General features: G+C 71.8%; 22 protein-coding genes. 15 read left to right on the top strand and 7 right to left on the bottom strand.

The features are described from left to right. The first annotated feature begins 248 nt into the window (after positions 1-248). The gene (locus tag AB0E19_RS37050; protein ID WP_362189126.1) at positions 249-671 is read left to right on the top strand and encodes a hypothetical protein; all 423 of its coding nucleotides are present in this window, start codon (positions 249-251) and stop codon (positions 669-671) included. Here AB0E19_RS37050 and AB0E19_RS37045 read toward each other — a convergent pair. Next, positions 604-1,320: an FCD domain-containing protein gene (locus AB0E19_RS37045; RefSeq protein ID WP_362189123.1), complete on the bottom strand. Its 717-nt coding sequence runs from the start codon at positions 1,318-1,320 to the stop codon at positions 604-606. The two genes, AB0E19_RS37050 and AB0E19_RS37045, sit on opposite strands and share 68 nt — an antisense overlap. Positions 1,321-1,409: 89 nt before the next feature. On the opposite strand from AB0E19_RS37045, the gene AB0E19_RS37040 reads away from it, so the two are divergent. The 4 genes from AB0E19_RS37040 (at position 1,410) to AB0E19_RS37025 (ending at position 3,801) form a co-directional block, all read left to right on the top strand. Beyond that, on the top strand, positions 1,410-2,708 hold the full coding sequence (locus tag AB0E19_RS37040) for an MFS transporter (protein WP_362189120.1): 1,299 nt from the start codon (positions 1,410-1,412) through the stop codon (positions 2,706-2,708). 17 nt (positions 2,709-2,725) lie between these two features. Beyond that, on the top strand, positions 2,726-2,842 hold the full coding sequence (locus tag AB0E19_RS37035; RefSeq protein WP_360315565.1) for an SGM_5486 family transporter-associated protein: 117 nt from the start codon (positions 2,726-2,728) through the stop codon (positions 2,840-2,842). Between the two features lie 201 nt (positions 2,843-3,043). After that, positions 3,044-3,247 (top strand): hypothetical protein, encoded by a 204-nt coding sequence (locus tag AB0E19_RS37030; protein ID WP_362189116.1) that lies wholly within the window; start codon positions 3,044-3,046, stop codon positions 3,245-3,247. A 35-nt stretch (positions 3,248-3,282) separates the two neighbouring features. Next, positions 3,283-3,801 carry a histidine phosphatase family protein gene (locus tag AB0E19_RS37025; protein WP_362189113.1) on the top strand — a complete coding sequence of 173 codons (519 nt, stop codon included), beginning with the start codon at positions 3,283-3,285 and terminating at the stop codon, positions 3,799-3,801. Between the two features lie 126 nt (positions 3,802-3,927). Here the strand turns inward: AB0E19_RS37025 and serB are convergent, their stop codons facing one another. Beyond that, complete coding sequence (gene serB, locus AB0E19_RS37020; protein ID WP_362189110.1) at positions 3,928-5,166, bottom strand: phosphoserine phosphatase SerB; 1,239 nt, start codon at positions 5,164-5,166, stop codon at positions 3,928-3,930. A 218-nt stretch (positions 5,167-5,384) separates the two neighbouring features. Here serB and AB0E19_RS37015 point away from each other — a divergent pair, with 218 nt between their 5' ends. Continuing rightward, positions 5,385-7,952, top strand: a complete 2,568-nt coding sequence (locus AB0E19_RS37015) for an FHA domain-containing protein (protein ID WP_362189107.1) — start codon at positions 5,385-5,387, stop codon at positions 7,950-7,952. 77 nt (positions 7,953-8,029) lie between these two features. Here AB0E19_RS37015 and AB0E19_RS37010 read toward each other — a convergent pair whose 3' ends face one another. Then, the gene (locus tag AB0E19_RS37010) at positions 8,030-8,812 is read right to left on the bottom strand and encodes a transglycosylase SLT domain-containing protein (protein ID WP_362189104.1); all 783 of its coding nucleotides are present in this window, start codon (positions 8,810-8,812) and stop codon (positions 8,030-8,032) included. A gap of 557 nt (positions 8,813-9,369) precedes the next feature. On the opposite strand from AB0E19_RS37010, the gene AB0E19_RS37005 reads away from it, so the two are divergent. From AB0E19_RS37005 to AB0E19_RS36995, 3 genes are all read left to right on the top strand, one after another. Next, entirely contained in the window at positions 9,370-10,515 is a 1,146-nt protein-coding gene (locus tag AB0E19_RS37005) for a GAF domain-containing sensor histidine kinase (RefSeq protein WP_362189101.1), read from the top strand. Next, positions 10,508-11,152, top strand: coding sequence for a response regulator transcription factor (locus AB0E19_RS37000; RefSeq protein ID WP_362189098.1), 645 nt, complete (start codon positions 10,508-10,510; stop codon positions 11,150-11,152). The genes AB0E19_RS37005 and AB0E19_RS37000 overlap by 8 nt, the downstream gene beginning before the upstream one ends. 154 nt (positions 11,153-11,306) lie before the next feature. Then, positions 11,307-11,549: a chaplin gene (locus tag AB0E19_RS36995; RefSeq protein ID WP_189950542.1), complete on the top strand. Its 243-nt coding sequence runs from the start codon at positions 11,307-11,309 to the stop codon at positions 11,547-11,549. A gap of 68 nt (positions 11,550-11,617) precedes the next feature. Here AB0E19_RS36995 and AB0E19_RS36990 read toward each other — a convergent pair whose 3' ends face one another. Further along, positions 11,618-12,409: a hypothetical protein gene (locus AB0E19_RS36990; protein WP_362189094.1), complete on the bottom strand. Its 792-nt coding sequence runs from the start codon at positions 12,407-12,409 to the stop codon at positions 11,618-11,620. Positions 12,410-12,554: 145 nt separating this feature from the next. Between AB0E19_RS36990 and AB0E19_RS36985 the strand changes: the two genes are divergently transcribed. The 4 genes from AB0E19_RS36985 (at position 12,555) to AB0E19_RS36970 (ending at position 15,794) form a co-directional block, all read left to right on the top strand. Continuing rightward, the gene (locus AB0E19_RS36985) at positions 12,555-13,346 is read left to right on the top strand and encodes an ABC transporter ATP-binding protein (protein WP_360610985.1); all 792 of its coding nucleotides are present in this window, start codon (positions 12,555-12,557) and stop codon (positions 13,344-13,346) included. 92 nt (positions 13,347-13,438) lie between these two features. Then, positions 13,439-13,867, top strand: coding sequence for an NfeD family protein (locus tag AB0E19_RS36980; protein WP_362189090.1), 429 nt, complete (start codon positions 13,439-13,441; stop codon positions 13,865-13,867). A 108-nt stretch (positions 13,868-13,975) separates the two neighbouring features. After that, positions 13,976-14,917: an SPFH domain-containing protein gene (locus AB0E19_RS36975; protein ID WP_362189087.1), complete on the top strand. Its 942-nt coding sequence runs from the start codon at positions 13,976-13,978 to the stop codon at positions 14,915-14,917. 109 nt (positions 14,918-15,026) lie between these two features. Further along, entirely contained in the window at positions 15,027-15,794 is a 768-nt protein-coding gene (locus AB0E19_RS36970) for a sulfite exporter TauE/SafE family protein (protein ID WP_362189084.1), read from the top strand. Positions 15,795-15,845: 51 nt separating this feature from the next. On the opposite strand, the gene AB0E19_RS36965 is transcribed toward AB0E19_RS36970, so the two are convergent. The 3 genes from AB0E19_RS36965 to AB0E19_RS36955 all read right to left on the bottom strand — a co-directional run bounded on the left by AB0E19_RS36965 (position 15,846) and on the right by AB0E19_RS36955 (position 17,863). Continuing rightward, a complete protein-coding gene (locus AB0E19_RS36965; protein WP_360610992.1) occupies positions 15,846-16,352 on the bottom strand; it encodes an HNH endonuclease in 507 nt (168 codons plus the stop codon). A gap of 165 nt (positions 16,353-16,517) precedes the next feature. Then, positions 16,518-17,057, bottom strand: a complete 540-nt coding sequence (locus AB0E19_RS36960) for a YbhB/YbcL family Raf kinase inhibitor-like protein (protein WP_360610993.1) — start codon at positions 17,055-17,057, stop codon at positions 16,518-16,520. A 23-nt stretch (positions 17,058-17,080) separates the two neighbouring features. Next, complete coding sequence (locus AB0E19_RS36955) at positions 17,081-17,863, bottom strand: sporulation protein (RefSeq protein WP_362189079.1); 783 nt, start codon at positions 17,861-17,863, stop codon at positions 17,081-17,083. A gap of 87 nt (positions 17,864-17,950) precedes the next feature. Between AB0E19_RS36955 and AB0E19_RS36950 the strand changes: the two genes are divergently transcribed. Together AB0E19_RS36950 and AB0E19_RS36945 are read left to right on the top strand one after the other, a co-directional pair. Then, entirely contained in the window at positions 17,951-18,613 is a 663-nt protein-coding gene (locus AB0E19_RS36950; RefSeq protein WP_362189076.1) for a DNA-3-methyladenine glycosylase, read from the top strand. Positions 18,614-18,643: 30 nt separating this feature from the next. After that, positions 18,644-18,870 (top strand): hypothetical protein (locus tag AB0E19_RS36945; protein WP_362189073.1); only part of this gene is annotated, 227 nt, incomplete at its 3' end.

Here is an 18,870-nt window from a genome sequence, read left to right as displayed (position 1 = left end):
CTTGCGGGTCACGCGACGTCTGGGACTGCTCGTCGAATGATCCGATGGTGCTGGTCAACAGGTCCTCACTCCGAGAGCTCGGGGCTTCCGGGACCGGCGCCCGGCCCCCGCCCGTACCGCACCGGCCCCGGGTCCCTTCCGGGACCGGCGCCCGGCCCCGTTCCGTTCCCGACTCGAAAAGTCCGGCGGATCACCGCAGACTGGTCGGAGCGTGTCGTTCCGGCTACTCACGGGGAGGAGGTACGGGCATGCGCGCGCTCCACCGCGGCTTCGCCGCCCATGCCTCGGTCGCCGCCCTGCTCCTCGGCACCGCCGTCGCCGCGGAGGTCCACGCGGCCCCCGCCCCCGCCGAGGAATCCGCCGTCACCGCTCCGGTCGCCGCCGCCCCCGAGGACTTCGGCGCCGCCTGCCACACGGTCGTCGAGGGCACCCGGGTCACCGCCCACTGCCGCAACCCGTATCCGCGGACCGACCGGATACGGCTCCACGTCGAGTGCGACCCCTGGTGGGACCTCGACACCGACAGCGCCCCCGTGGACGTCGCGCCCGCCGACTACGCGACGCTCACCGCCCGCTGCTGGAAGGAGGTCCGCTCCGCCTGGGTCACCCACGAACCGGCGGCGGAGCCTGCTCCTCCGTCTCCGCCCGCCGCTTCCCGCCCAGGCACATGAACGGATAGCCCGCGGCCTCCTCGGCCGCCCGCTCCGCGTCCCCGGCCCGGATCGCCTCCACGAGGCGCGCGTGGTCCATGTGGTTCTCCGGCCGCAGGTCCGGCCCCACGTCGCCGCGCAGCCACTCGCGCAGGAGATCGCCCAGGTCCGCGTAGAGCTCCGTCAGCACCTCGTTGCCGGACGCCGCCACCACCGCGTGGTGGAAGGCCGCGTCGGCCGTCACGAACCGTTCCGCGTCCCCCGACTCCCACGCCTCCTCGCGCCGGACCAGCAGCGCGTCCAGCTGCCCCAGGTCCCGTTCGGAGCGCCGGCCCGCCGCGAACCGCGCGGCCGCCGACTCCAGCGTGGCGCGCAGCTCGGCCACGTGCGTCGGATCGGAGCCCGCGAACCGCCGGTGCATCACTCCGGCCAGCTCGCTCGTCGCCGCCACGTAGGTGCCGGAGCCCTGCCGGATGTCGAGCAGTCCGTTGTGGGCGAGCGCCCGGACCGCCTCGCGGACGGTGTTGCGGGCCACGCCCAGCTGCTCGACGAGCTCGGGCTCGGTCGGGATGCGGGAGCCGACCGGCCACTCGCCGGAGGTGATCTGGTTCCGCAGCTCGGCGATCACCTGGTCGGTGAGACCGGTACGCCGGGGGTGCCCGAGGGCCATGGGGGACTCGCCTTCACCGGTGTTCGTTCGAGAGGTTCGAGATGTTCGAGATTGGACAACCAATCATCCCATGATTCTATGATGGTTCCATGCCAGACGAGCCGAAGACCCTCGAACCCACCGCCGCGCGGCGCTCCACCGCCCCGGAGCACCCCCTGCCCGCCCCGGCGACCGGCCGTCCCGCCCGCTGGACGCTCGGCCTGGTCTCCGTCGGCCTCGTCCTCGCCGCGCTCAACCTGCGCCCCGCGATCACCAGCCTCGGTGCCCTCCTCGAAGAGGTCAGCGCCACCCTGCACATGAGCGGCACCGTCGCCGGCGTCCTCACCTCGGTGCCGCCGCTCTGCTTCGCCGTCTTCGGCATCACGGCCCCGCGCCTGGCCCGCCGCTTCGGCCCCGCCGCCGTCGTCTGCGCCGGCATGGCGGCCATCCTCGCGGGCCTGCTGCTGCGCCCCCTCGCGACCGGCACGGCGGGCTTCCTGGCCGCCAGCGCCCTCGCCCTCATGGGCATCGCCGTCAGCAACATCCTCATGCCGGTGATCGTCAAGCGGTACTTCCCCGACCGCATCGGCAGCATGACCGGCCTGTACTCCATGGCCCTGGCGCTCGGCACCTCGCTCGCCGCCGCCCTCACCGTCCCCATGACCGACGCCCTCGGCGGCGACTGGCGCCTCGGCCTCGGCGTCTGGGCGGTCCTCGCCGCCCTCGCCGTCCTGCCCTGGCTCCCGCTGGTCAAGGACCGCAACGGCCCGGCCCTCACGGAGCGGGCCGCCCCGGCCGGCGCCGCCCCCACCGCCTCCCAGACCGCGCCCCGCCCCATGTACCGCAGCCGCACCGCCTGGGCGCTGGCCTGCTTCTTCGGCCTCCAGGCCACCGGCGCGTACATCACCATGGGCTGGATGCCGCAGATCTTCCGCGACGCCGGCGTCCCCGCCTCCACCGCGGGCGTCCTGCTCGCCGTCACCATGGTCATGGGCGTCCCGCTCGCCTTCGTCATCCCGCGCCTCGCGACCCGGATGCGCCACCAGGGCCCGATCGTCGTCGCCCTCGGCACCTGCGGTCTCGTCGGCTACACCGGTCTGCTGCTCGCCCCGGCCGGCGGCGCCTGGATCTGGGCGGTACTCCTCGGCATCTCCAACTGCTCCTTCCCGCTGGCCCTCACCATGATCGGCATGCGCTCGCGCACCGGCGCAGGCGTCGTCCGGCTCTCCGCCTTCGCCCAGAGCGTCGGCTACCTCATCTCCATCCCCGGCCCGCTCCTCGTCGGCGTCCTCTACCAGCACAGCGGCGGCTGGGGCGTGCCGATCGCCCTCATGGGCGGGCTGATGATCCCGCAGATGATCGTGGGCACCCTCGCCGGACGGGACCGGACGGTCGAGGACGAGACCTGAGATGCGACACTGGTCCCATGCCCGTTCTCGAACCCAATCCCCAGGGCGGCCAGAAGAAGCTGCTCCTCGTGCTCGGCGCGATGCTCGGCATCACGGTCGTCATCGGCGTCATCGCCTCGATCGCCTCCCCGTGACCGGGGACACCCCGGAGAAGGCTCCGGGGGGTGGGGAAAACCCCCGCATCCCCTAGGGGGAAGTCTCAGGGGCGACTGGGTGGATCACCGGATGGGCCACGGCTCCCGTGCTCCCTACGGTGGAACCACACCGCGGCACCCGCGGTGTCCACCCTTCCCCGGGGCTCCACCCCCGGGGGCGTCCCCACCACGGAGGCGGTCATGACGGCCCTCACCCGCACCGGCGACCGGACCACGACCGCCGGCGTCGACACCCGGCTGCCCTGGTGGGCCCTCGCCCTCCCGGTGGCCGCCTTCACCGTCCTCCTGCTGCTGGTCACCGGGCCCGGTGAGGCCGCCGCGACCGACGGGGGCGGAGGGATGGGACACCTCCTCCAGCGGATCGGGCAAACCCTCGCTCTCTGAGTCAGGACGGGTCGATCCGTGCCAAGCTGTGGACCATGAGCGTCGACACAACCCGCAGGATCGTGCTGCTCCGGCACGCGAAGGCAGACTGGGGCCAGGAGACCGACCACGAGCGGCCGCTCGCCGAGCGCGGCCGCAAGGACGCCCCCGTGGCGGGCCGCCGGCTCGCCCGGTCCGGGATCCACTTCGACCTGGCCCTCTGTTCGACCGCGGCGCGCACCCGTGAGACCTGGAAGCTCGCCGTCCACGAACTGGCCGAGCGCCCCCGGACGGTCTACGAGGAGCGGATCTACGAGGCGTCCCCCGGCGAGCTCGTCGCCCTCCTCAACGAGGTCGCGGACGACGTGCGGGACGTCCTCGTCATCGGGCACAACCCCGGCATGCACGGCCTCGCCGAGGTGCTGACCGGCGAGAGCGAGGGCGACGCCCTCACCCGGATGAACCGCACCGGCTACCCCACCTCGGCCTTCGCCGTGCTCACCTTCACCGGCGGCTGGAAGTCCGTCGAGCCCGGCGCCGCCCGCCTCGTCGACTTCTGGACCCCCCACGACTGACCCGCGCGTACCGCCCCGGCCCACCGCCTTCCCGGACGGACCCGCCGGCCGGCACGCACGAAAGGGGCCCGGCCTCCGTCGCGGTGGCCGGGCCCCTTCCCGTACGAGAGGGGCCGAGGGCCCGGCTCAGTGCAGCAGCTCCTCGCCGCCGTCCGCCGCCTCGACCTCCTCGCGGGTGATCCCGAGCAGGTACAGCACCGTGTCGAGGAACGGCACGTTCACCGCCGTGTGCGCCGCCTCGCGCACCACCGGCTTGGCGTTGAAGGCCACCCCGAGGCCCGCCGCGTTCAGCATGTCCAGGTCGTTGGCGCCGTCGCCGATCGCCACCGTCTGCGCCAGCGGCACCCCGGCCTCCGCCGCGAACCGGCGCAGCAGGCGCGCCTTGCCCGCCCGGTCCACGATCTCGCCCGTCACCCGGCCGGTGAGCTTCCCGTCCACGATCTCCAGGGTGTTGGCCTGGGCGAAGTCGAGCCCGAGCCGGTCCTTCAGATCGTCCGTGACCTGCGTGAAGCCGCCCGAGACCACACCCACCTGGTAGCCGAGCCGCTTCAGGGTGCGGATCAGCGTCCGGGCGCCCGGCGTGAGCCGCACCTCGGCCCGCACCTTGTCCACCACCGACGCGTCCAGGCCCTCCAGGAGCGCCACGCGCGCGTGCAGCGACTGCTCGAAGTCCAGCTCGCCGCGCATCGCCGCGGCCGTGACCTCGGCGACCTTCTCCTCGCACCCGGCGTGCGCCGCGAAGAGCTCGATCACCTCGTCCTGGATCAGCGTCGAGTCCACGTCCATGACGACCAGCCGCTGCGCCCGCCGGTGCAGCCCCGCCGAGACCACGGCCACGTCCACGCCGATGGTGTGCGCCTCGGTGGCCAGCGCCGTCCGCAGCGCCTCGGTCTCGCAGCCCGAGACCGCGAACTCGACCGCCGTCACCGGGTACTTCGCCAGCCGGAAGATACGGTCGATGTTGCCGCCCGTGCCGGCGATCCTGGCCGTTATGGCCGCCGTCTGCTCGGCCGTCAGCGGATGTCCGAGCACCGTCACGTGCGAGCGGCCCTCGCCGCGCGGCCGGTTGTCGCCGAGGCCCGAGATGATCTCGGCCTGGAGCTTCAGCGACTCGGCCCAGCTGTGCACGGTGGCGCGCAGCTCGCCCTGGGAGGCGACGGTCGGTTCGGTGACCAGCGCGCACAGCACGAGCCGGCCGCGCGACACGACCTGCTCGATGTCGACGACGTCCACGGAGAAGGCGGCCAGGGTGTCGAAGAGGCCGGCCGTGATCCCGGGCCGGTCCTTCCCGAAGATCTTGACGAGAAGCGTGGGCACGTCCGCGGGGTGAACGGCGGGGACGTCCGGTGTCTGCGATGCGCTCATGGTGCTCCCACCGTATCGGGCACCCGGTGCCACCCGGCGCCCCGTCCCGCGTTCCGGACACCCACCCGGCCGAACACCGTCGCGGAGGGGCCCGGAGACCCTCCGCCGGGTCTTCACGCCGCCCGACTTTCGGATCGGGGACCCGGCCTGAAATAGTTCCCCAGGATGATTCGCCATCCCTAGGGCCCCCGTGTCGGGGGTGCATCGGGGGACACACAGTGGGGCATGGAGTGCCAGAACTCGTACTCGAACTCAACGGCAGGACCTGGACGCTGGAGCCGTCCCGGTCGTACACCCTGGGGCGCGACCCCCAGGGCGACCTGGTCATCGACGACGCCAGGGTCTCGTGGCGGCACGCCACGATCAGCTGGAACGGCCGGAGCTGGGCCATCGAGGACCACGGCTCCACCAACGGCACCTTCGTCGCCGGGCAGCGCCTCCAGCAGCTGGAGATCGGCCCCGGGACCGCCGTCCACCTCGGCAACCCGACGGACGGCCCGCGCCTGAATCTCTCCGCCGCGCACGCCGGACAGCCGGCCCACGCGCACCAGGGCGCCGCCCCGGTCCAGCCGGTCCAGCCGGTCCAGGCGCCCGTCGAGCAGCAGGCCGAGTGGGCCACCCACGACGCCGCGCCGCCCCAGCACGGCGGCTGGCAGCAGCCCGCGCCGCAGCACGGAGGCCACGTCCCGCCGCAGGTGCCCCACCAGGGTGGCGGTCCGGTCGAGCAGCTCGCCCAGAAGACCAGCGGCGCCGCGGGGGCGTCGTCGGCCTACTCCGACCGCAGCCCCACCACCTTCCACCAGCTGGCCCTCGGCCACGTGATGCGCATCGGCCGTGCGCTCGAGAACGAACTGGTCGTCTCCGACCTCCAGGTCTCGCGCCACCACGCCGAGTTCCACGCCACGCCCGACGGCCGCATGGAGATCCGCGACCTCGGCTCGCACAACGGCACCTACGTCAACGGCCAGCCGATCCCCAAGGGCGGCACCGCCCTCCTCGGCCCGCAGGACATCGTCGGCGTCGGCCACTCCACCTTCCGGATCGTCGGCGGCCAGCTGGAAGAGTTCGTCGACACCGGCTCGGTCTCCTTCTCGGCCCGCCACCTCACGGTGACCGTCGACGGCGGCAAGCAGATCCTCAAGGACGTCTCCTTCGGCGTCCCCGAGAAGTCGCTCATCGGCGTCATCGGCCCCTCCGGCTCCGGCAAGTCCACCCTCCTCAAGGCGCTCACCGGCTACCGGCCCGCCGACCAGGGTGACGTCCTCTACGACAACCGCAGCCTCTACAAGCAGTTCGCCGAGCTGCGCCAGCGCATCGGCCTGGTCCCGCAGGACGACATCCTGCACAAGGAGCTGACCGTCCAGAAGGCGCTCCGGTACGCCGCCAAGCTCCGCTTCCCCGGCGACACCGCGACCGCCGAGCGCGAGGCCCGCATCGACGAGGTGCTGCGCGAGCTCAAGCTGGACATCCACAAGGAGAAGAAGGTCACCTCGCTCTCCGGCGGCCAGCGCAAGCGCGTCTCCGTCGCCCTGGAGCTGCTGACCAAGCCCTCGCTGATCTTCCTGGACGAGCCGACCTCCGGCCTCGACCCGGGCATGGACCGCGACGTCATGCAGCTGCTCCGCGGCCTCGCCGACGACGGCCGCACGGTCCTCGTCGTCACCCACTCCGTCGCCGAGCTGGCCCTCTGCGACAAGCTCCTGGTGATGGCGCCCGGCGGCTCCGTGGCGTACTTCGGCCCGCCGGACGAGGCGCTGAACTTCTTCGGCTACTCCACCTGGGCCGACGTCTTCTCCGCCTTCGAGAACTACCGCGACTACGACTGGGCCGGCCGCTGGAAGGGCTCGCAGCACTACCAGCTGTACGCCGCCGACATCGACGCCGTCGCCGCCCAGCCCGTCCACATGCCGCAGCAGGCGATGTCCCGCCCGCCGAAGCCGCAGGGCTGGGGTTCCCAGCTGTGGACCCTGATCCGCCGCTACACCTCGGTGATCGTCTCCGACAAGGGCTTCCTCGCCCTCATGGTGATCCTCCCCGCGGTCATCGGCTCGGTCTCCGTCGTCATCCCCGCCGACTTCGGCCTCGCGCCCCCCACCCCGCCGTCCCGGTTCAACGGCGACGCCGGCATCATCATGCTGATCCTCACGGTCGGCATGTGCTTCTCCGGAGCCGCGAACTCCGTACGAGAACTGATCAAGGAACGGGTCATCTACGAGCGCGAGCGCGCCACCGGCCTCTCCCGCTCGGCCTACCTGATGTCCAAGGTGATCGTCCTCGGCGTCATCACGGCCTTCCAGGGCGTCATCCTCTGCGCCATCGGCTTCGCCATCCGCGACCTGCCCGCCGAGGGCCTGATCATGCCGCCGGCGATCGAGCTCTGCCTCACCGTCATCGCGCTCGGCCTCACCTCGATGATGGTCGGCCTGGTCATCTCCGCGCTGGTGAAGACCGCCGAGAAGACCATGCCGCTGCTCGTCATGTTCGCGATCGTCCAGGTCGTCTTCACCGGCATCCTCTTCAAGGTCTTCGGCTCGCCCGGCCTGGAGCAGTTCGCCTGGCTCATGCCCTCCCGCTGGGCCATCGCCGGCGCCGGCACCACCCTCGACCTCGCGCACCTCATGGCGCCGTGGGACCCGAAGAACCCCACCGACCTGGACCCGCTGTGGGAGCACAGCGCCGGCCAGTGGGGCTTCAACGTCGGCGTGCTGCTCGTCATGACCGTCGTCCTCGGCGTCGCCGTCGCCCGACTGCTGCGCCGCCACGAGCCCGAGGTCATGCGCAAGTAACGGCCCCGGAGCACCACGCCAGGAGGGCGGCACCCCGCACGGGGTGCCGCCCTCCTGGCGTGGTCGGGACGGTCGGATCAGTACGCGCTGTTGACGTTGTCGATCGAGCCGTAGCGGTCGGCCGCGTAGTTGGCGGCGGCGACGATGTTGGCGACCGGGTCGTACTGGTCGAACTTGGTGCCCGGCACGTGGTACGCCTTGAAGGTCGGGTAGATGACCTGGAGCAGACCCTTGGACGGGACGCCGTTGATGGCGTTGATGTCCCAGTTGTTGATCGCGTACGGGTTGCCGCTGGACTCGCGCATGATGTTCTTGTGCAGGCCGTTGTACGAGCCCGGGATGTCGTGCTTGTCCATGATGAACAGCGCCTCGCGGATCCAGCCGTCGAGGTTGTTCGCGAAGACCGGCGTCCGGGTGACGGAGCGGCTCGCGGCCGTCTTCTCCGCGGCGCGCTTCTTCGCGGCGGCCTTCGCCTTGGCCGCGGCCTTCGCTTCGGCGGCCCGCTTCTTCGCGGCGGCGTCGGCCTTCGCCTTCGCCGCGGCCTTGGCCTTCGCGGCCTTCGCCTTGGCGGCGGCAGCGGCCTTGGCCTTGGCGGCGGCGTCCTGCTTGGCCTTCAGGCCGATGGTGGACTGCTGGTCGGAGACGCTCGCGGCCAGCGCCTTGGCCTGCGGGCTGGCGGCGTCGTACGACCACGCCACCTTCTGGCTGGTGTTCAGCGCCTGCGGCTCGGTCTCCGTGGAGCCGTTGCCCGGCACGAGGGAGAGGGTGAGCGCGGCAGCGCCCAGGGCGGCGACGCCGGCGATCGTGGCCTTGTGGGTCTTCTTCAGACCACGACTGTGGCCAGGGGTGTTCTGAGACATGCAGGACTACCTCTTCGAATCGCTGGGGGTCGCTGGGCCGGGGCGGCGCTGCGCCTGCTCGGCGGCGACGGGGGCAATTCTTAGCGGCAGCAAAATCGCGTGGCAAAGGTGTGACGTACGATCCCGGGTAGTGGATCAGGGGCCGGTGCAGGCGCCCGAGAAACGGCTTCAAGCCCGATTCGCCCCGCCCCGAACGACCCTCTCAGCCTCCACTAGGCAGCTTCGTAAGTGACCTGCGTCCTATGCGCGGGCTCACACGGGGCCCTTAACAAACTCACCGGGCGTTGCGTGAGCAACGCGCACGGTGACCCTCCTCCACCCAGCGGAGGAGAACCGACCCCCCCCGGCTCCCGCCCGGGGAGTACGGGCTCCGCCCCGGCCCCGCCCTCGCGTACGCGTACGTACGCGCGCGTGCGCTTCCTTGTTCGCGCGGACCCTTCCCCCCCGGACCGGGGCCCTCCCGCTCCTCCGGGCCCTTCGACCTAGGTCCCGCGACCCGCGCCACGGCCGTCCCCGGTCCCATCCGGGCCGCCGCACCCCGCCGGTACCGTGAGGCCATGAGTCACCGCACCGGCTCCGGCCTCGCCGCCGTGAGCACCGCACTCCTGGCGATGAGCCGGCAGATGGAGGTCCGCGACGTCCTCAAGACGATCGTGGCCTCCGCCCGCGAGCTGCTCGACGCCGAGTACGCGGCCCTCGGCGTCCCCGACGACCACGGGGGCTTCGCCCAGTTCGTCGTCGACGGCGTCAGCGACGAACAGTGGAAGGCCATCGGCCCGCTGCCCCGCCAGCACGGCGTCCTGGCGGCGATGCTCCACAAGGCCGAGCCCGAGCGGCTCGCCGACGTCCGCGAGGACCCCCGGTTCGGCGGCTGGCCCGACGCCCACCCCGAGCTCTCCGACTTCCTCGGCCTCCCCGTCCGCGACGGCGACGAGACCCTCGGCGCCCTCTTCCTCGCCAACAAGCGCTGCCCCAAGCCCGAGGGAGGCTGCGGCTTCACCGCCGAGGACGAGGAACTGCTCGGCATCCTCGCCCAGCACGCCGCCATCGCCCTCACCAACGCCCGGCTGTACGAGCGCAGCCGCGAGCTCACCATCGCCGAGGAGCGCTCCAGGCTCGCCCACGAGCTGCACGACGCCGTCAGCCAGAAGCTCTTCTCCCTCCGGCTCACCGCCCAGGCCGCCGCCGCCCTCGTCGACCGCGACCCGGCCCGCGCCAAGGGCGAGCTCCAGCAGGTCGCCGCGCTCGCCGCCGAGGCCGCCGACGAGCTGCGCGCCGCCGTCGTCGAGCTCCGCCCCGCCGCCCTCGACGAGGACGGCCTCGTCCACACCCTGCGCACCCAGATCCAGGTCCTCGACCGCGCCCACTCCGCCGCGGTCGTCTTCGACAGCCCCGGCATCCGCGCCCTGCCCGCCGCCCAGGAGGAAGCCGTCCTCCGGGTCGCCCAGGAGGCCCTGCACAACGCCCTGCGGCACGCCGGGGCCGCCCGGGTCGCCGTCACCCTGGTCCGGCACGGCCAGGGCGCCCGGCTCAGCGTCGCCGACGACGGACGCGGCTTCGACCCCACGACCGTCCGCAGCGCCGGACGCCACCTCGGCCTGGTGTCCATGCGCGACCGCGCCGCCGGAGTCGGCGGCGCCCTCACCGTGACCTCCGCCCCCGGCGAGGGCACCACGATCGAGATGGAGGTCCCCGGTGGCTGACAAGCCCATCCGCGTGCTCCTGGTCGACGACCACCAGGTCGTCCGCCGCGGCCTGCGCACCTTCCTGGAGGTCCAGGACGACATAGAGGTCGTCGGCGAGGCCGCCGACGGCGCCGAGGGCGTCGCCCGCGCGGAGGAGCTCCGCCCCGACGTCGTCCTCATGGACATCAAGATGCCGGGCACCGACGGCATCGAGGCCCTCAAGCGGCTGCGCGCCCTGGCCAACCCGGCCAGGGTCCTCATCGTGACCAGCTTCACCGAGCAGCGCACGGTCGTCCCCGCCCTGCGCGCGGGCGCCTCGGGATACGTCTACAAGGACATCGACCCCGACGCCCTCGCCGGCGCGATCCGCTCCGTCCACGCCGGCCACGTCCTGCTCCAGCCCGAGGTGGCCGGCGCCCTCCTCGCCCAGGACGAACCCCAGGGCGGTACGGGACGCGGCACCACCCTCACGGAGCGGGAGCGCGAGGTCCTGGGCCTCATCGCCGACGGCCGCTCCAACAGGGAGATCGCGAGGGCCCTGGTCCTCTCCGAGAAGACGGTGAAGACCCACGTCTCCAACATCCTCATGAAACTGGACCTCGCGGACCGCACCCAAGCGGCGCTCTGGGCGGTCCGCCACGGCCTCACCACCTGAAACGCGCCGTTCACGCGCCGGGGCGTACGCCCGTTCAGAAGGTCATACGGTCGTGTGTACATCCCCCATTCGGCGCAACCAAGGAGGGTGGGCGGCGTTCTCCAGGGCGTGCTGCGGCGGACCGGCCGCAGCGAAGACCAGGAGGAAGTACCAAGTGAAGAACCTCAAGAAGGCCGCTGCCCTCACCATGGTCGCCGGTGGCATCGTCGCCGCCGGTGCCGGCGTGGCCTCCGCCCACGGCGCCGACGCCCACGGCCAGGCCCTCAACTCCCCGGGCGTCGCCTCCGGCAACCTGGTGCAGGTCCCCGTCCACGTCCCCGTGAACGTCTCGGGCAACACGGTCAACGTGATCGGTCTCCTCAACCCCGCCTTCGGCAACCACGCCCTCAACGGCTGACCGCCCCAGGCACCGACGGCCCCCGGGAACCCTCCCCCCGGGGGCCGTCGCCGTCGCGGGCCTACGCCTCAGAACCCCCGCTCCCGCTCCTTCTCCTCCACCCAGGAGTTGTACGCGGCGACCCGCGCCCGCCGGGCCACCCGCTCCACCGGCGCCAGCGCCGCCCCCCGCGCCGCCATCTCGGACGCGCTGACCGCACCCCCGTGCCCGTTCCCGTACGCGAGGTCGACCAGCAGACCGATCCGCTGGGCCAGCTCCAGGACCCGCACCGCCCGCGCCGGATACCCGGGAGCCAGGACCTCGCGGCTCGCCTCCGCCCGTGCCCGGTACGCCTCGCGCGCCGCCTCCGCCGCGGGCCCCGACGCCGCCACGTCGAGCCGCGTCAGCGCCGCCGTCGCGTCCCGCAGCGCCTCCGCCAGCTCCCGCTCCGCCTCGCTCAGCGAGGGCACGTCGGCCGGCGGCGCCTCCCGCACCGTCATGCAGTGCCACACCACCTCGACGTGCACGTCCCCACGAGGCCCCGCCTCCGCGACCTCCGGCACGAGCCCGTACGGCGCCCCGTACCCGACCACCGCCTCCTCCGCCTCCAACGCGCGCGCGTTGAAGTCCGGCGGCCCGCTCAGCCCCAGCGGATGCCCCGGCGCGGGCAGCGCCACCCGCCACCCGGTCACCCCGAGCCGCCGCAGCCGCCCGAGCGCCAGCGTCAGTCCCACGGGACCCGCCTCACCCGGCACCCCCGCCACGCGGTGCACCGCGTCCTCCCCGACGATCGCCAGCGCCGCGTCGTCCGGCGACACCGCCCCGGCGAGCAGGGCATTGCCCCAGGCGGCCAGACGTCCTGAACGTGGTTCCGAAAGCATCCCCCCAGAGTAAGGACCCGAACGACGCCCTAGGGACCGGCCCGCCCCGCCGATGACGTAGGTTTTCCCGTGGACGCCGCGCCCGCGGCCCAAGGCGACGACACGAGCCGGACACGACTCGACGGCAAGGGGAGACAACGCGCTCATGAGCGATGTACTGGAGCTGGTGGACGTATCCGTGGTCCGCGACGGACGCGCTCTGGTGGACGAGGTCTCCTGGTCGGTCAAGGAAGGGGAGCGCTGGGTCATCCTCGGCCCGAACGGCGCCGGCAAGACCACCCTCCTGAACCTCGCCTCCAGCTACCTCTACCCCACCGCCGGCAGCGCCACCATCCTCGGCGAGCGCCTCGGCGCCGTCGACGTCTTCGAGCTGCGCCCCCGCATCGGCATGGCCGGCATCGCCATGGCGGAGAAGCTCCCCAAGCGCCAGACCGTCCTCCAGACCGTCCTCACCGCCGCGTACGGCATGACCGCAACCTGGCACGAGGACTACGACCCGGTCGACGAGGCCCGCGCCAAGGCGTTCCTCGACCGCCTCGGCATGACCGAGTACCTGGACCGGAGGTTCGGCACCCTCTCCGAGGGCGAGCGCAAGCGCACCCTGATCGCCCGCGCGATGATGACCGACCCCGAGCTCCTCCTCCTCGACGAGCCCGCCGCCGGCCTCGACCTCGGTGGCCGCGAGGACCTCGTCCGCCGCCTCGGCCGCCTGGCCCGGGACCCGTACGCCCCCTCCATGATCATGGTCACCCACCACGTCGAGGAGATCGCCCCCGGCTTCACCCACGTCCTGATGATCCGTCAGGGCAAGGTGCTCGCCGCCGGCCCCATGGAGACCGAGCTCACCTCCCGCAACCTCTCCCACTGCTTCGGCCTCCCGCTCGTCGTCGAGCGCGTCGGCGACCGCTGGACCGCCCAGGGCCTGCCCCTCAAGTAACCCCGCCCGACAGGGCGGTGGACCGCCGTGACCCGCACAGCCACGGCACCGCACCCTGTCCCACGAGGCCCCACCCGCCCTACCATGACCGTGTGGACATCGACGCATGGATCTGGTGGCTGATCGGCGCGGTGGGGCTCGGCATTCCCCTGGTCCTCACCGCCATGCCGGAGTTCGGCATGTTCGCCGTCGGCGCCGTGGCCGGAGCGGTCACCGCCGCCCTCGGCTTCGGCATCGTCGCGCAGGTGATCGTCTTCGTGGCCGTCTCGGTCGCGCTCATCGCCGTCGTGCGCCCCATCGCGGCCCGCCACCGCGCGGGCACCCCCGCCCTCGCCACCGGCATCGACGCCCTGAAGGGCCGTCAGGCCCGCGTCCTGGAACGGGTCGACGCGGAAGGAGGGCGCATCAAGCTCGCCGGCGAGATCTGGTCCGCCCGCTCCCTCGACGCCACCCGCGTCTTCGAACCGGGCGAGGAGGTCGACGTGGTCGAGATCGAGGGCGCCACCGCCGTCGTCATCTGACCGAACCCCGCCCCTGACGTCCCCACGTCATGGGAAACTCGATCATCGGAAGAGCAACCCGAGAGAAACCCGGCAGACAAACCGGCAGCGAAGGGCACGGGGAACACGATGTCAGCAGTCATCATCGTCCTGATCATTCTGGTGGTGCTCGTCTTCATCGCCCTGATCAAGACGATCCAGGTCATCCCGCAGGCCAGCGCCGCGATCGTGGAGCGCTTCGGCCGCTACACCCGCACCCTCAACGCCGGCCTCAACATCGTCGTCCCGTTCATCGACACGATCCGCAACCGCATCGACCTCCGCGAGCAGGTCGTCCCCTTCCCGCCCCAGCCGGTGATCACCCAGGACAACCTGGTCGTCAACATCGACACCGTCATCTACTACCAGGTGACCGACGCCCGAGCCGCCACCTACGAGGTGGCCAGCTACATCCAGGCCATCGAGCAGCTCACCGTCACCACCCTGCGCAACATCATCGGCGGCATGGACCTGGAGCGGACCCTCACCTCCCGCGAGGACATCAACGCCGCCCTCCGCGGCGTCCTCGACGAGGCCACCGGCAAGTGGGGCATCCGCGTCAACCGCGTCGAGCTCAAGGCCATCGAGCCGCCGACCTCCATCCAGGACTCGATGGAGAAGCAGATGCGCGCCGACCGCGACAAGCGCGCCGCCATCCTCCAGGCCGAGGGCGTCCGCCAGTCCGAGATCCTCCGCGCCGAGGGCGAGAAGCAGTCCGCGATCCTCCGCGCCGAGGGCGAGTCCCAGGCCGCGGCCCTCCGGGCGGAGGGCGAGGCCCAGGCCGTCCGCACCGTCTTCGAGGCCATCCACGCCGGCGACCCGGACCAGAAGCTCCTCTCGTACCAGTACCTCCAGATGCTCCCGAAGATCGCCGAGGGCGACGCCAACAAGCTCTGGATCGTGCCCAGCGAGATCGGCGACGCCCTCAAGGGCCTCTCCGGCGCCCTCGGCAACATGGGCCAGGGCGCGCCGTCCCCGTCCGTCACCAAGGACGTCCCGGCCGCCCGACGCGAAGAGCCCACCGTCGACTGAACGATGGCTGACACGTACATGTAACTCCGGGCATGATCAGTGCGAGCCCCTCGACTCTCGCCGCACGCAGGGCGGGGAGGCGAACCACTGACCATGTGAGGAAACGGCTTTGTCCATCTGGGAAGCCCTGGCGGTCTTCGCCGCCGGCATCGGCGCCGGCGCCATCAACACCATCGTCGGATCGGGAACGCTCATCACCTTCCCCGTCCTCCTCGCGACCGGACTGCCACCGATCACCGCGAACGTCTCCAACGCCCTCGGCCTCGTCCCCGGCTCCATCAGCGGGGCCATCGGCTACCGCCGCGAACTCAAGGGCCAGAAGCGCCGGATCCTCCGCCTCGGCGCCGCCGCCCTCGTCGGCGGCCTCGTCGGCGCGATCCTGCTCCTCGCCCTGCCCTCCGAGGCCTTCGACGCCATCGTCCCGATCCTCATCGGACTGGCCCTGATCCTGGTCCTCTTCCAGCCCCGCATCGCCGCCGCCGTCCAGCGCCGCCGCGAACAGACCGGCAACGAGGCCCACCCCGACGGCGGCCCCGTCCTCCTGGTCGGCCTCACCCTCGCCAGCATGTACGGCGGCTACTTCGGCGCCGCCCAGGGAGTCCTCTACCTCTCCCTCATGGGCCTGCTCCTCCACGACGACCTCCAGCGGATCAACGCGGTCAAGAACATCCTCGGCGCCCTGGTCAACGGCGTCGCCGCCGTCTTCTTCCTCTTCGTCGCCGAGTTCGACTGGACCGCCGTCCTCCTCATCGCCGTCGGCTCCACCCTCGGCGGCCAGATCGGCGCCAAGGTCGGCCGCCGCCTCAAGCCGGCCGTCCTGCGCGGCGTCATCATCGCCGTCGGCGTCGTCGCCATCCTCCAGCTCACCCTGAAATGACCGGAGGGCCCGCCCCCTCACGGGGGCGGGCCCTCACCGGCTCAGGACCGCTCACGCGGCGGTACGCGCCAGCCAGTCCGGCAGCTCCGACCGCTCACCGGCCCGCATCGCCAGCAGCATCGCGTCCGCCGGCGTCGGCACGAACGGCTCGAAGAGCAGCGGCATCCCCGCCTGCTCCGGCGTCCGGTCCGCCTTGCGGTGGTTGTCCTCCGCGCAGGAAGCGACCGTATTCAGCCAACTGTCCCCACCACCCTGCGCCCGCGGCACCACATGGTCCACGGTCGTCGCGCGCCTCCCGCAGTACGCGCACCGGTGCTGGTCCCTGACCAGCACACCCCTCCTCGACCACGGCGCCTGTCTTCGGAACGGCACCCGGACGAACCGGCAGAGCCTGATCACCCGGGGCACCGGAAGGTCGACGGCGGCGGCACGCACCCGCAGATCCGGATGGGACTGTTCCACGACGGCCTTGTCCTGCAGGACAAGCACCACCGCACGGTTGAGAGTGACCGTCGAAAGCGGCTCGAAGCTCGCATTCAATACCAGCGTGTCCCGCATTGTGCCCACCTCCCGTGTGCCGGCCCGGCCCTCCCCTAGGGCTTCCGGGCTTGGATCAACGATGGCCGGGCCGGCCGGGGTCGGACAACGCAATTTCGTGCGCAACAAAAGATGCCCGCTTCTGATCTCTCCAAGACCAGAAGCGGGCAAACAACAAACGAACGATCAGCCTGCCGCGGGAGCCGCGTACTCACCGACCAACTGGGCCCGGCCCAGGGTGTGGAAGCGCAGGTTGAACCCGACGGCGGCCGGCGAGGTGTCGGCGTCCGGCCCCAGCTTCTCCGTGTCCACCGCGTACACCGTGAACACATAGCGATGAGCCGGGTCCCCGGCCGGCGGGGCGGCCCCGCCGAAGTCCTTCGACCCGTAGTCGTTCCGCGCGTGCACGGCCCCGGCCGGCAGCCCCTCGAAGGAGCCCGATCCGGCCCCCGCGGGGAGCTCGGTGACCGACGCCGGGATGTCGAACAGCACCCAGTGCCAGAAGCCGCTGCCCGTCGGCGCGTCCGGGTCGAAGCAGGTCACCGCGAAGCTCTTGGTCTCCGCCGGGAAGCCCTCCCAGCGCAGCTGCGGGGAGACGTTCCCCGCCGCGTACACCTGAGCGTCCTTCAGCACCCCGCCGGGCGCCACGTCCTCGCTCTCCACGGTGAACGCGGCCACCGGCGGATGGAAGGCGTGGGGGAGCGGGGCACGCTGTCCCTGGTCCATGTCGAAGCCTCCGTCCGTCCGTACTAGAGCCAGTTGCGGCGGCCGCCGACCTCGGCGAGCCACTGGTTGAGGTACGCGTTCCAGTCGGTGCCCTGGTAGTCGTTCAGACCCACCTTGAACGCCCGGAAGGAGTCGCTGCCCTCGGTGAACAGCCCCGGCTTCTTGTCCATCTCCAGGACGACGTCCATCTCGCGGTCGTCCGCGACGAAGCTGACCTCGACCTGGTTCAGGCCGCGGTACTGCTGCGGCGCGAAGAACTCGATCTCCTGGTAGAAGGGCAGCCGCTGGCGGGTGCCGCGGATGTGACCGCGCTCCATGTCGGCGCTCTTGAAACGGAAGCCCAGCTGCACGAAGGCGTCGAGGATCGCCTGCTGCGCCGGCAGGGGGTGCACGTTGATCGGGTCGAGGTCGCCCGAGTCCACCGCGCGCGCGATCTCCAGCTCGGTGGAGACACCGATCTCCATGCCGTGCAGCCGCTGCCCGGCGATCGTGTTGATCGGCGTCTCCCACGGGATGTCCAGGCCGAACGGCACGACGTGCACCGCGCCGGCCTTCACCTCGAAGGCACCCCCGAGCCGCACCTTCACGAACTCGACGTCCTGCTTGTGCTCCTGGTCGCCGCCCTCGACCTCGACACGCGCCTGGAGACCGACGGACAGCCCCTCGATGCGCTGGTCGACGCTGCCGCCCTGGATCCGGACCTCGCCCTGGACGACACCGCCCGGGACCACGTTCTCCTCGGTGAGCACCGTCTCCACGGTGGCCCCACCGGCACCCAGGCTGGCCAGCAGCTTCTTGAATCCCATGGCACTCTCTCCTTCTCGTTCCTGTCCCCTACATACGCGCGACGACCGTAGCGGGTTCCACCGGAGTCCCCATTACGCTCGGACGCCATGAGCGAGAGCCCCGACCGTACGCCGCTCCCGCGGAGCTTCTTCGACCGCCCCGTCCTGGAGGTCGCCCCGGATCTCCTCGGCCGCACCCTCGTCCGTACGACCGACGAGGGAACGATGGAACTGCGCCTCACCGAGGTGGAGGCGTACGCCGGCGCGATCGACCCCGGCTCGCACGCCTTCCGCGGCCGTACGGCCCGCAACACCGTGATGTTCGGCCCGCCCGGTCACGCGTACGTCTACTTCACCTACGGCATGTGGCACTGCCTGAACCTGGTGTGCGGCCCGGAGGGCGAGGCGAGCGGTGTACTGCTCCGCGCGGGTGAAATCCTGCGCGGCGCGGAACTGGCCCGCCCCCGCCGCCGCTCGGCCCGCAAGGACGCCGAACTGGCGAAGGGCCCGGCCCGCCTCGCCACCGCCCTGGACGTCCCCGGCTCCCTCAATGGCACCGACGTCTGCGCCGGCCCCGACGCCCCCCTGTCCGTCCTCACCGGCACCCCACCGGCCCCTTCCCTGATCCGTACGGGCCCCCGCACCGGCGTCGGCGGCGACGGCGCCCCGCACCCCTGGCGCTACTGGATCGCCGAGGACCCCACGGTCAGCCCGTATCGCCCCCACACGCCCCGCAAGAGGCGACTTGACCCGGCTGGAACAGACGCGTAACGTAGCCCGAGCCGCTTGAGACGGTGGTGCTTGTTCAAGCACCCCGAGAGCGGCCATCCACTTCACAGCGACGAATCCCCTCGGGGCTTATTTCGGCATGCCGAAATTCGTTTCGAATGGCTCGATTATGAGCCGCCCGGGAAATCGGCTAAAGTAGTGGAAGCGCCGGAAGGCCCCGAGAAAAACAAATCGGGACCGGAAAGCACCGAGGAAATCGGATCGGAAAGATCTGATAGAGTCGGAAACGAAGGAAGCGC

This window comes from Streptomyces sp. NPDC047974, assembly GCF_040653375.1.
Lineage (GTDB): Bacteria > Actinomycetota > Actinomycetes > Streptomycetales > Streptomycetaceae > Streptomyces.
This window is presented reverse-complemented; position numbering and strand designations above follow the sequence as displayed.